Source organism: Yersinia mollaretii ATCC 43969, from assembly GCF_013282725.1.
Lineage (GTDB): Bacteria > Pseudomonadota > Gammaproteobacteria > Enterobacterales > Enterobacteriaceae > Yersinia > Yersinia mollaretii.
Genome location: NZ_CP054043.1, coordinates 2120030 through 2132938 on the forward strand (window position 1 = coordinate 2120030; position 12909 = coordinate 2132938).

Here is a 12909-nt window from a genome sequence, read left to right on the forward strand (position 1 = left end):
ATAACAGAACTACAGAAAAACAGCGGCTAATCATAGCTCACCGTGCTTCCTTTGAGAATGCCGTTGTGTTTTCAGTGGCCATTATCGCCCCCTGAAGCAGGATTGTTGGCCCCTGAAGCTGGAATCGTGGCCAACGTCCAGTTGTCGATTGCAAAACGTAATAATAACGTTAAATCAAGATCTTGCCAGCATTCCGGCAGCGGTTGACGCAAAAACTTCAGTGCATCAACCAAAACTGGGCGCGGATCACCGCTCGGCAGTGGCGGGGCATGGTTTTGTTTGGATAGCTTATTACCCTCCTGATTCAGCGCCAGTGGCAGATGTAAATAGCCGGGAAGCGGCTGTTGCAACTGCTGGTAGAGAGCTATCTGGCGCACGGTTGGCTCAATTAAATCGGCCCCGCGCACAATTTCAGTGACGCCCTGGAACGCATCATCCACCACCACAGCCAGATTATAGGCGAACAGGCCATCTCGGCGGCGAATAATAAAATCTTCTTTCGCCAGCGCCGGCTCAGCATGCAGCTCACCGAGTAACTTATCATAAAAGGAATAAACTGGCTGAGTCTGTCGTAAACGAATGGCTGCGCCTTTGGCGGGCAAGTGGCGATCGCGGCAATAGCCGTCGTAGAAACCGCCGATATGTTGAATTCGGCTGCGCGTGCAGTTGCAGTAATAACTCAGCCCCTGTTGTTCCAGCCACGCTAAGGTGGCGCGATAGGCTTCATGGCGCTGTGACTGGTAGATAACGGGGCCGTCCCAATGGAGGCCATAATGGTCCAATGTGGCTAAAATGCGCGCCGCAGCACCGGGAATTTCACGCGGGGGATCAATATCTTCAATGCGAACCAGCCAGCTTCCGCCTTGAGCACGGGCTTGCAGGTAGCTGCCGAGTGCGGCAATGAGCGAACCGAAATGTAAATCGCCGGAGGGAGACGGCGCAAAGCGGCCGACATATTGATTCTGCTGACGAACAGATTTAAGGGTATCTTCGGGCATAAAAAGGGAAGGGGAGTCCAGCGTGATAAATACGGTGCCGGAGGTGACTCTGGCACCGTGTTACACGTTATTGCTGTGTTAGCCTGCCATCTGCTTTTCGCGGATTTCGGCTAGGGTTTTACAGTCAATGCACAAATCTGCAGTTGGCCGTGCTTCCAGACGGCGAATGCCGATCTCTACGCCACAAGACTCGCAGAAACCGAAATCGTCATCCTCGACTTTCTTCAGCGTTTTCTCGATCTTTTTAATCAGTTTACGCTCGCGGTCGCGGTTACGAAGTTCAAGACTAAACTCCTCTTCCTGCGCGGCACGGTCCACCGGATCTGGGAAGTTAGCAGCTTCGTCTTGCATGTGCGATACAGTACGATCTACTTCATCCCTGAGTTGGTTGCGCCATGCTTCAAGAATCAGCTTGAAGTGCAACAACTGGGCGGCATTCATATACTCTTCGCCGGGCTTCTCTTGGTAAGGCTCTACCCCAGCGATGGCGAGAATGCTCAAGGACGAGGTTTTACGTTTTTGCCCTTCTTGCATGATGCTTCTCCTACATTCATACGCACTATCGAAATCCCCAATACGGGGAAAAATCAGGCCGCTATAAATAACAGAAGGAAGGTAGGTTGGCAATTATTCCTGTCGCCTGCTTGACAATGGTGTGAAGGAAGGCGTATTCGGCGAGTCGCAATGTCCAATAATCGCTTCTTTATTCAGCGTTTTGGGTTACTGCGTTTCGTCCAGTAATAACGGTAAACGCACATCCAGCGCGATACCGTCAGGCGATAGTTGAAAACCGTAGCAAATAACCTCCACTCCTGCTTGCTGAGCCTGAGCCAGCAATTCTGCATAGCGACTGTCAATGTGTCGGGCCGCAGCGACTTGTCTGATACCCGTATGCAATACGGCAAAAAAAAGTACCGCCCGGTGACCCTCGGCAACCCTGCTTTGTAGCTCCCTGAGATGCTTCTGACCCCGCAGGGTGACAGCGTCCGGGAAATACCCACACTGTTGCTGTAATAAGGTGACCGACTTGACTTCAATATAGCAGTTAGACCTACTTTCTGCCTGCAATAACAAGTCTATACGGCTGTTCTCATCCCCATACTTAATCTCTCTTTTGACAGAAGTGTAACCAGATAATTCAACGAGCTGGTTATTTTCTATCGCGGCACTGACTAACTCATTGGCGCGCATGGTATTTACGCAGATCCAATCCCCTTTTTGGGTGTGAGTCAGCTCCCAACTGTGGGGATACTTACGCTTCGGATTATCCGAAGTTGAATACCAAATTGTATCTCCCGGTGTAGCACAGCCGGTCATCGCCCCAGTATTAGCGCAATGAATGGTTAATGATTCTCCGGCGGGCGTCACAATATCAGCTAAAAAACGTTTATACCGCTGGATAAGTGTGGCCGATTGTAACCGTGGGCTGAATGACAGTAGGGGGTTAGTCGGCATCAGAACTCCTTTCAGCGCTTGCCAGTGGCCAGCTACTGACGATGTTATAACGGGTACGCCCACGCGCGAAAATTGATTCGTACAATGAAAAGTGGCTCGCGCGAAAGCTCTCATTATTGGTTTTAGCCGGTAACGCGACCGGACGAACTGCGCCCCTCAGCAAGGTCACATGGGGGTGAAATGGCAGTGGCGTTTGATAACAGCCACTGCGTGCGGCCTGCGAGCGCAGCAATTGCGCCAACTGCAACAGGCCACGGGGCGGATTTTTGCAGCCGAGCCATATCACACCGGAACCCGGCCAGTGGCCGATATCATCCAAGGTCACGTTAAACCCCGACTGACTAATACGAGCCGCTTGTTGCTGCAATATTTGCGCTTTAGCAGCACTCACCTCACCGAGGAATGCCAGTGTCAGATGGAGATTAGCTGCCGCAATGGGGCGGCCTGCCTCTGGCGGGAAGTTATCTGCGCGCCACTGTACAATATTCTGTTGGAGCGGATCAGGCAGTGACAGCGCAAAGAACAGGCGTCGATGGGCGCTTGTTTTATGAACAACGGTTTTATCCACGGCATTAATCATCAGGTTGGCACAATCACTCGGCTAAATACGCTATACGGCCATGATGTTACAATGGCTGACAATAAAAGTAGAGAGCATGGGGAAGAATGTGGTGGTGAGTCAGAGAGAAAGTGATGCTGCAATGGCCGCTTTGCCGGTGGGCGAAGTGCTTAGCGAGATCATGTCCGCGTTGCAAAGCTCACCGCAAGTCTTGCTCCATGCCCCCACTGGTGCGGGAAAATCGACGTGGTTGCCGCTGCAAATCCTAAAATATGGTGAGCTGCCGGGCCGGATTATCATGCTGGAGCCTCGGCGGCTGGCGGCAAAAAATGTCGCTTACCGACTGGCGCAACAATTGGGTGAAGAGCCGGGGCAGACAGTCGGCTATCGGATGCGGGCCGAAAGTAAAAGCGGGCCGGATACGCGGCTGGAGGTGGTGACCGAGGGCATCCTGACGCGCATGTTGCAGCAAGACGCCGAGCTAACAGGTGTCTCCTTGGTGATCCTCGATGAGTTCCATGAGCGCAGCTTGCAGGCTGATTTGGCGCTGGCGCTGTTGCTGGATGTGCAGCAGGGGCTACGTGATGATCTGAAATTGCTGATTATGTCCGCCACACTGGACAACCAGCGCCTCTCCGCACTGCTGCCTTCCGCGCCAGCCATTGTCTCCGCTGGGCGCAGCTTCCCTGTCGAACGGAGTTATCAGCCGCTGTCGAGCCATGAGCGGCTGGAGGATGGGGTGGCTAATCGGGTGAAGCGCCTGCTAAATGAGCAATCTGGCTCTTTACTGCTATTTTTACCCGGTGTCGGTGAAATTCATCGGGTGCTGGAGCGGCTGCAGGGCGAGGTGGCTAGCGACACCGATCTCTGCCCGCTGTATGGCGCGCTGCCACTCAATGAGCAGCAGAAAGCAATTCAACCCGCGCCTGCGGGGAGGCGAAAGGTGGTACTGGCGACCAATATTGCTGAAACCAGCCTCACCATTGAAGGCATCCGTCTGGTGGTCGATAGTGGATTGGAGCGAGTGGCGCGCTTTGATGTCAAAAATGGCCTGACGCGACTGGTGACTCAGCGCATCAGCCAGGCCTCGATGGTGCAGCGTGCGGGGCGTGCCGGGCGATTGGCACCGGGTATCTGCTGGCATCTGTTTGCCAAAGAGCAGGCCGAGCGGGCGGCAGAATACAGCGATCCGGAGATCCTGAACAGTGATCTATGCAGTTTGTGGCTGGAGCTGCTGAATTGGGGGTGTCAGGACGCGGTGCAGCTCACTTGGTTGGATCAACCGCCCTCGGCGGCATTGGCGGCCGCGCGCGATTTATTACTGCGGCTAGGGGCTATCGATATCAGCGGTCATCTCACCGGCATGGGGCGCGCGATGGCTAATGTGGGCTGCGAGCCGCGTCTGGCGGCGATGCTCTGTTTTGCTGCCGAGCACAGCCCGGATGCGCTGGCCACGGCGGCACTGCTGGCGGCAATTTTGGAAGAGCCGCCCCGCAACGGCCAGATTGATATGCATGACTGGCTGAGCCGCCCGCAGCCCCACTGGCAGCGGCGAGCAAGGCAACTGACACAAAGAGTCAAGGCGCGCGTGGGGGGCGTTGACAGTGATCTCGCCGCTCAATTGTTGGCGCTGGCCTATCCTGATCGCATTGCACAGCAACGTGGGCAGGATGGTCGCTACCTGTTGGCGAACGGAATGGGGGTTGCCATGGCGCAAGACGAGGCGCTGTCACGTTCGCCTTGGTTGGTGGCGGCCAGCTTGTTACAAAGCAACAGCGGGCCGGATGCGCGCATTTTACTGGCATTGCCCATTGATATCGACACACTGGCGAAACAGCTCCCCCAACTGGTGGAAGAGCGGACGGTGGTGGAGTGGGATGAGGCAAAAGGCACGCTGCGGGCTTGGCGGCGCTGGCAAATCGGGCGACTGACCTTGCGGGCGCAGCCATTAGCGAAACCGAGTGACGAGGCACTACAATCGGCATTATTAAACTGGGTGCGCGAGCAAGGGTTGCATGTGCTGAATTGGGATGAAAATGCCGAGCAGCTCCGCACCCGCCTGCAATGCGCCAGCCACTGGTTACCGGAAGAGCCATGGCCCGCCATTGATGACGACACATTATTGGCTAAGCTAGAACTCTGGTTGCAGCCGTCGTTATCCGGCGTGCGCGATCTTCGTAAGCTGCGGCAAGTGAATATTGCGGAGGCATTAACCCGTCTGTTGAACTGGCAACAACGTCAACGGCTGGATACTGAGCTACCAACTCATTACACTGTGCCCACTGGTAGCCGCCTGCCAATCCGCTATTATGTTGACCGACCTCCGGTGCTGGCGGTGCGTTTGCAGGAAGTTTTTGGTGAGCAACACAGCCCGATGCTCGCCAGTGGGCGGGTAGCGGTGGTGCTTGAACTGCTCTCTCCGGCCCATCGACCACTACAGATTACTGGTGATTTAGCCGCTTTCTGGCAGGGTGCGTATGCTGAGGTACAAAAAGAGATGAAAGGGCGTTATCCCAAACATGTATGGCCGGATGACCCCGCCAATACTCGCCCGACCCGCAGGACCAAGAAGTATCAGGATAGATAATATCCCATGGCTAAGAGCCAATAATTTCAGATGTTTCCCCTTTCCAATCGCTGGATTGGGGAACACATTAAGCCGCAATAATCGCCAATGCGCGTGGAGAGAAAGACATGTCTGGGGATGATCGCGAGCCAATAGGGCGCAAGGGCAAGAAAGCCCTACCCAAAGCCGCACCGAAACGGCCACTACGCCGGCGGCGTGATGAAGATGAATATGAAGAAGACTATTTAGATGATGAAGAGCACGACGATGATGACTATGACGACGAGGAAGAACCGATGCCAAGAAAGGTAGCATCACGTCCACCCCGCAAAAAACGCCGCTGGCTTGGCCTATTGATCAAACTGTTCCTGATCGGTGCAGTGGTATTAGCCATTTACGGGGTCTACCTTGATTCGCAAATCCGCAGCCGTATTGATGGAAAAGTGTGGCAACTGCCCGCTGCCGTGTATGGTCGGATGGTTAACCTCGAACCGGGTATGTCCTACAGCAAAAAAGAGATGGTCGATTTGCTGGAGGGGATGCAATACCGTCAAGTCACCCGCATGACCCGGCCGGGCGAGTTCACCGTGCAGGGTGACAGCATTGATATCTTGCGCCGCCCGTTTGACTTCCCTGATGCGAAAGAGGGGCAGATTCGTGCGCGTTTAGTGTTCAAAGACGATCGTCTGGCGCAGATTCAAAACTTGGACAGTCAGCGTGATTTCGGCTTCTTACGCCTCGATCCCAAGCTGATCACCATGCTGCAATCGCCGAATGGGGAGCAGCGCCTGTTTGTGCCACGGGCCGGTTTCCCTGATTTGCTGGTGGATACCTTGCTGGCAACGGAAGACCGCCATTTTTATGAGCATGACGGCATCAGCCCTTACTCCATTGGCCGCGCCATGCTGGCTAACCTCACCGCGGGTAAGGCCGTGCAGGGCGGCAGTACCCTGACGCAACAACTGGTCAAAAACCTGTTTCTGACCAATGAGCGCTCACTGTGGCGTAAAGCCAACGAAGCCTATATGGCGCTGTTGGTGGACTACCGTTACAGCAAAGATCGGATTCTGGAACTCTATCTGAACGAAGTCTATCTCGGCCAGAGTGGCAGTGATCAGATTCGCGGCTTCCCGCTGGCGAGCCTCTATTACTTCGGGCGTCCGGTGAATGAACTGAGCCTCGATCAGCAGGCGATGCTGGTGGGGATGGTGAAAGGAGCCTCACTGTATAACCCGTGGCGTAACCCGACACTGGCACTTGAGCGACGTAATCTGGTGCTACGCCTGTTGCAGAATCAGGGCGTGATCGATGCCGAGCTTTACACCATGCTCAGTGCTCGCCCATTGGGTGTCCAGCCGAAAGGCGGGGTTATCACCCCTCAGCCTGCTTTTATGCAGATGGTGCGCCAAGAGCTGCAACAAAAGCTGGGTGACAAGATTAATGACCTGTCCGGCGTGAAGATTTTCACCACGCTAGATCCGGTTTCGCAGGATGCGGCAGAAAAAGCCATCGAAGACGGTATTCCGGCGCTGAAAGCGGCGCGTCATCTGGATGATTTGGAAGCGGCAATGGTGATTGTCGACCGCTTCAGTGGTGAAGTTCGTGCTATGGTCGGGGGCGCACAGCCGCAATTTGCCGGGTTTAACCGCGCGATGCAGGCTCGCCGTTTGGTGGGGTCACTTGCCAAGCCGCCGACCTATCTGACTGCCCTGAGTGAGCCGGATAAATACCGCCTCAATACTTGGCTTTCGGATCAGCCGCTCTCTATCAAGTTACCCAACGGCTCATCATGGCAGCCAAAAAACTATGACCGCCAGTTCCGGGGGCAGGTGATGTTAATTGATGGGTTGGCGAACTCGCTAAACGTCCCCACCGTGAATTTGGGGATGTCAGTGGGGCTGGATCAAATCAGTGCCATGCTGCAACGTCTGGGTATCCCAAAAACGGCGATTAATCCTGTTCCCGCGATGTTGCTGGGGGCGATTGATTTGACGCCAGTGGAAGTGGCACAGGAGTACCAGACGATCGCCAGTGGCGGGAATCGAGCGCCATTATCCGCAGTGCGCTCGGTGATTGCCGAAGATGGCACAGTGCTGTACCAGAGTTTCCCGCAGGCGGAACGTATGGTGCCCGCACAGGCCGCTTATCTGACTCTTTATGCCATGCAGCAAGGGGTCGCACGTGGAACTTCCCGCTCGCTGTCAGTGAAATTCTCTAAATACAATCTGGCGGCGAAAACCGGGACCACCAACGATCTGCGTGATAGCTGGTTTGCCGGTATTGATGGCAAGGAAGTGGCGATTGCTTGGGTCGGCCGCGACAATAACGGCCCGGCTAAACTGACCGGAGCTAACGGCGCACTGACCCTGTATCGCCGCTATCTGGAAAACCAAACGCCACTGCCGCTGGTATTGCAGCCACCGGAAGGGATCAGCCAGATGAACATTGATTCGGCGGGTAACTTTGTGTGTGGTGAAGGGGGCGGTATGCGCTCTATTCCGGTATGGACCGAGAACCCGCAGGGGCTGTGTCAGGCCGCTGCACCGACTGAACAGCCGAAAGCCGAGGGTGACGGTGTCGCCGGTTGGATCAAAGATATGTTCGGTCAGTAACCTATTATCCAGCTAACCCAGCCCCTTCGGCTTCACATTCGAAGGGGCTTTTTTTTGCCTATTGCCCAGTTGAATCGGCTGGCTTAGCGCTTGCAGTCCGCGGTGGGTTACGCATAAACTACCCGCTTTGATAATTATTTCACTTTGAAAACTATTATCGTTTAGATTTCTCTTCTCGCTTGATACTTAATCGCGCAAAGCAGGGCACTATCTTGGACCAACAGGCAAGCCAATCCAGCATCTTCACACTCCGCGAACTGAGTTTTTCGGTTCCGGGCCGAACCTTATTACAGCCCCTATCATTGACCTTTCCCGAAGGGAGAGTCTGCGGGCTGATTGGTCATAACGGCTCTGGAAAATCGACGCTATTAAAAATGCTGGGTCGCCATCAACCGCCCTCAAGTGGTGAAGCCTTGCTGAATGATGTGCCATTGGCCCTGTGGGAGAGCAAAGCTTTTGCCCGTGAAGTGGCTTATTTGCCGCAACAGTTACCCGCGGCAGAAGGGATGACGGTGCGCGAATTAGTCGCCATTGGCCGCTATCCGTGGCATGGCGCGTTAGGCCGTTTTCGTCAGGAGGACCGCCAACAAGTGGAAGAGGCGATTGCACTGGTGGACTTAAAACCGCTGGCTAATCGGTTAGTCGATAGCTTATCCGGTGGTGAGCGTCAGCGGGCCTGGTTGGCGATGATGGTGGCACAAAATAGCCGCTGCCTGCTGCTTGATGAACCCACCTCGGCACTGGATATTGCGCATCAGGTCGAGGTGCTGGGGCTGATTCAGCGTCTCAGCCGTGAACGTGGCCTGACGGTGATTGCGGTACTGCACGATATTAATATGGCGGCCCGCTACTGTGACCATTTAGTGGCTCTGCGTGGCGGGGAGATGATCGCACAAGGTCCGGCCGATAACCTGATGCAGGGCGCGGTACTGGAACAAATTTACGGTATCCCGATGGGAATATTGCCACATCCGGCCGGTGGCGCGCCGGTAAGTTTCGTCTATTAATGAAAACCTCTCTCTCTCTGAACCCGCCTCACTTAGCAGCACCGGATCTCACTCGGCGCAGACTACTTGCCGCGTTAGCCCTATCGCCGCTGCTTTACTCATTGCCCGGATGGGCGGTGAACGCCCCTAAAGCTGACAGCCAGCGGGTGGTTGCACTGGAGTGGCTGCCCACGGAGCTACTGCTCTCGTTGGGAGTTACGCCCTATGGTGTGGCAGACACCCATAATTACCGGCTATGGGTTGAGGAGCCAGAACTGCCCGCCAGTGTGATTGATGTTGGTCAGCGCACGGAACCCAATTTGGAATTGCTCCAGCAAATGGCCCCGTCGCTGATCCTGATGTCGAAAGGCTTTGGCCCCTCACCAGAGATGCTCGCGCCTATCGCCCCCTCAATGAGTTTTGCCTTCAACGAAGAGGGCAGCTCGCCACTGGTGGTTGGCAAGAACTCATTGCGTGCGCTGGGGCAGCGTTTGGGATTGGAGGCCGCAGCGGAGCAGCATATCGCCGATTTTACTCACTTTATGCAGGCTGCTCGTCAGCGCTTCACTGATCATGGCAAGGCATCATTACTGATGTTTACCCTGTTGGACACCCGCCATGCGCTGGTCATCGGTCAAGGCAGCCTGTTTCAGGATGTTTTGAACGAATTGAATATTAAAAATGCTTGGCAGGGGGAGACCAATCTCTGGGGCAGCACGGTGGTGGGTATTGAACGTTTAGCGGCGATAAAACCAGGGCAAGCCATCTGCTTTAGTCACGGAAATAGTCATATCTTACAGAAAGTTGCCCGCACCCCATTGTGGCAGTCGATCTCTTTTGTCCGTCAAAATCAATTACGCATCTTGCCGCCAGTGTGGTTCTACGGCTCAACACTGTCCGCCATGCGTTTTGTTCGTCTTTTGGCGCTGGCGTGGGGTAAAGCATCATGATGGCAAAAAAACAGCCTAAAAGCGGGCTGTTGCCTGCGGGATTGCTGGGTTTGCTGCTGCTTATTGCGGTGGGTTTGACACTGCATAATCTCAGCCAAATATTGCCAGTATCACTTTGGGGGGAGGCTCTATGGCAGACCAACAGTGATGACGTACGCCAAATGTTATTCTATTACAGCCAGTTACCTCGTTTGGCCGTGGCGCTGTTGACGGGGGCCGGATTAGGGTTGGTGGGGGTGCTGTTCCAGCAAGTATTACGCAACCCACTGGCTGAACCGGCCACATTAGGCGTGGCTGCGGGTGCGCAGCTTGGCCTGACTATCGCCACATTGTGGATGCTGCCCGGTGGCGAACTGACTCGCCAACTGGCCGCCATGATAGGGGGTATCACTGTGGGTGTGTTGGTCTTTGGTGTGGCATGGGGCAAACGCATGTCGCCAGTCACCCTGATTCTGGCAGGGTTGGTGCTTGGTCTTTATTGTAGTGCGGTCAGTAACTTACTGGCACTGTTTAATTATGATCAGCTGCAAGGGCTGTTTTTGTGGAGTAGTGGGGCCTTGAATCAGCAGGATTGGAACACGGTGCAGTTTCTCCTGCCGCGCTTGCTGATCACCTGTGTCTTCGCGGCGTTGCTGATCCGCCCATTAACTCTTCTTGGGCTAGATGATGGTGTTGCCCGTAATCTGGGATTAGGGTTATCGCTGGCACGTCTAAGCGCGCTGGGGCTGGCAATTCTATTCAGTGCAATGTTGGTTAATGCGGTAGGGGTGATTGGTTTTATAGGTCTATTTGCTCCTCTACTGGCAAAAATTCTGGGCGCTCGGCGGTTATCTCAACGCCTGATATTGGCACCGCTACTGGGTGCATTGCTGCTGTGGGTGACAGACCAAGGCATTGTCTGGTTAGCGCAAGTCTGGCGGGAGATCCCGACCGGTGCGGCGACGGCGCTGATTGGTGCACCGCTGCTATTGTGGCTACTGCCCCGCTTGCACAGCGCCACTGCACCCTCAATGGATTTTGGCGACAATGTTCCTGCTGAACGGCAGCGTTTGGGGTTATGGATCAGTGCGGGTTTATTGATGCTACTGGCGGGATTAACGGTGGCACTGATGTTCGGTCGAGACAGCCAAGGTTGGAATTGGATTTGCGGTGATGATCTTCAGGCTCTATTGCACTGGCGCTGGCCGCGCGTGTTGGCGGCACTGGCAGCCGGTATGATGCTGGCGGTGGCGGGGACGCTAATTCAAAAGCTAACGGGCAACCCGATGGCTAGCCCGGAAGTGCTGGGTATCAGCTCTGGTGCCTCTTTCGGCGTGGTGATTATGATGTTCATCGTCCCCGGTAATGCGCTGGCATGGCTGCTACCTGCTGGCAGCTTGGGGGCAGCGGCTACCTTACTGCTGATACTGGTGGTGGCCGGGAGGGGCGGGTTCTCACCGAGCAGAATGTTATTGGCGGGGATTGCGCTGAGCACCGCCTTTACCACAGTAATCACTATGTTGCTGGCCAGTGGTGACCCGCGAATGCGCGGCTTGCTGGCATGGATTTCAGGCTCCACCTATGCCGTTGGTGGTTCACAAGCATTGAGCACTGGCCTAATTGCTTTGGTGCTGATTGCATTAGCACCGCTGTGCCGCCGTTGGCTGATGATTTTACCTTTGGGCAGTGTGACGGCGAGAGCCTTGGGTATCGCACTGGCACCTAGCCGTTTAGCCATCTTGCTATTGGCTGCGACCATGACAGCGGCTGCCACATTGACAGTCGGGCCACTCAGTTTTGTCGGGCTGATGGCACCTCATATGGCTCGCATGTTGGGCTTCCGTCGCGCTATTCCGCAACTGTTTATTGCCGCTATCTTGGGCGGATTATTGATGGTATTTGCCGACTGGTGTGGCCGGATGCTGCTGTTCCCGAACCAGATCCCTGCTGGATTATTAGCAACCTTTATTGGCGCACCCTATTTTGTTTACTTATTACGTAAACAGGGGCGATAAAGATTGATTCGAACACTCATCAGCTTCAGTTAAGGATAATTGGAGCTGATGTTAGATATATTTATGGCATATAATAATACGCACTACAGAATAATATCTATGTGGCTAATATCACTAGCTGGTTTGTATATTTTAAGCGTAGAGGGCTACCTCTCTAACTGTAAAAATAGAATATCTGATTATTTCTCTATGCGATTTAATTTTAGCACTACATAAAGATATTGCGCATCAAGTTTTCTATGATAATGTCAAACTCCAGATGAAGCCCCGTAGGTTGTTGGTTAATTAATTCCTTGTTGATTGTTTAACTTCATAATAGATCTATTTTAATGTGAGTGGTTGTTATCTGGATATTTTACCCAATAGTAACAATTATATTAGAGGGAAATAATATGACTGAACTAAATTGTGAGGAAAACAAATCATCTTCATATCATATTGATAATAAAGGAGTGGGTAAAGTTGTACTCATTTATGGCTTATTGATTGTTAGCTTAGGTGCAATACTCAATTCCGATGTGTTATTCGGCTATTTGGATATGTTTAATGATGCCGTTAAGCCGGTAATTAATAATATGATAAGCCATTGCCCCGTTGAGGTTAAAATGCCAGCTATTCCGCTGGGACCCAGTTGGAGTAGTAGTGGTAATAATCTTTGAACGCATAAAACATTAGGATCAATTAATAGTCCTGTTCGTATTGTTCGTGATTCAATTAGGAATATCTTCCTGAAATTATCAATGTTAGTTTTCGTTAATATTGACTTGATTCGTCAACCCCCCCAATGCT

10 protein-coding genes are annotated in these 12909 nt (G+C 53.6%); 6 read left to right on the plus strand and 4 right to left on the minus strand.

From position 1 onward, the window contains the following. Positions 1-71: 71 nt before the first annotated feature. From gluQRS to thpR, 4 genes are all read right to left on the minus strand, one after another. Complete coding sequence (gene gluQRS, locus HRD69_RS09385) at positions 72-998, minus strand: tRNA glutamyl-Q(34) synthetase GluQRS (RefSeq protein WP_004875060.1); 927 nt, start codon at positions 996-998, stop codon at positions 72-74. Between the two features lie 78 nt (positions 999-1076). Further along, the gene (gene dksA, locus HRD69_RS09390) at positions 1077-1532 is read right to left on the minus strand and encodes an RNA polymerase-binding protein DksA (protein WP_004875059.1); all 456 of its coding nucleotides are present in this window, start codon (positions 1530-1532) and stop codon (positions 1077-1079) included. 186 nt (positions 1533-1718) lie between these two features. Continuing rightward, on the minus strand, positions 1719-2453 hold the full coding sequence (sfsA, locus tag HRD69_RS09395; RefSeq protein ID WP_032814260.1) for a DNA/RNA nuclease SfsA: 735 nt from the start codon (positions 2451-2453) through the stop codon (positions 1719-1721). After that, positions 2443-3033 carry an RNA 2',3'-cyclic phosphodiesterase gene (gene thpR, locus HRD69_RS09400; protein ID WP_004875057.1) on the minus strand — a complete coding sequence of 197 codons (591 nt, stop codon included), beginning with the start codon at positions 3031-3033 and terminating at the stop codon, positions 2443-2445. Before thpR ends, sfsA begins: the two co-directional genes overlap by 11 nt. 43 nt (positions 3034-3076) lie before the next feature. Here thpR and hrpB point away from each other — a divergent pair, with 43 nt between their 5' ends. The 6 genes from hrpB (at position 3077) to HRD69_RS09430 (ending at position 12779) form a co-directional block, all read left to right on the plus strand. Continuing rightward, positions 3077-5599 (plus strand): ATP-dependent helicase HrpB, encoded by a 2523-nt coding sequence (gene hrpB / locus HRD69_RS09405; RefSeq protein ID WP_004875056.1) that lies wholly within the window; start codon positions 3077-3079, stop codon positions 5597-5599. Positions 5600-5706: 107 nt separating this feature from the next. Further along, complete coding sequence (gene mrcB, locus HRD69_RS09410) at positions 5707-8190, plus strand: bifunctional glycosyl transferase/transpeptidase (RefSeq protein ID WP_004875055.1); 2484 nt, start codon at positions 5707-5709, stop codon at positions 8188-8190. Positions 8191-8402: 212 nt separating this feature from the next. Beyond that, the gene (fhuC, locus tag HRD69_RS09415) at positions 8403-9197 is read left to right on the plus strand and encodes a Fe3+-hydroxamate ABC transporter ATP-binding protein FhuC (protein ID WP_032814258.1); all 795 of its coding nucleotides are present in this window, start codon (positions 8403-8405) and stop codon (positions 9195-9197) included. Next, the gene (gene fhuD / locus HRD69_RS09420) at positions 9197-10126 is read left to right on the plus strand and encodes a Fe(3+)-hydroxamate ABC transporter substrate-binding protein FhuD (protein WP_032814257.1); all 930 of its coding nucleotides are present in this window, start codon (positions 9197-9199) and stop codon (positions 10124-10126) included. Before fhuC ends, fhuD begins: the two co-directional genes overlap by 1 nt. Continuing rightward, complete coding sequence (gene fhuB / locus HRD69_RS09425) at positions 10123-12120, plus strand: Fe(3+)-hydroxamate ABC transporter permease FhuB (RefSeq protein ID WP_032814256.1); 1998 nt, start codon at positions 10123-10125, stop codon at positions 12118-12120. The genes fhuD and fhuB overlap by 4 nt, the downstream gene beginning before the upstream one ends. A gap of 392 nt (positions 12121-12512) precedes the next feature. After that, the gene (locus HRD69_RS09430; RefSeq protein WP_050413198.1) at positions 12513-12779 is read left to right on the plus strand and encodes an E492 group microcin; all 267 of its coding nucleotides are present in this window, start codon (positions 12513-12515) and stop codon (positions 12777-12779) included. Positions 12780-12909: the final 130 nt, after the last annotated feature.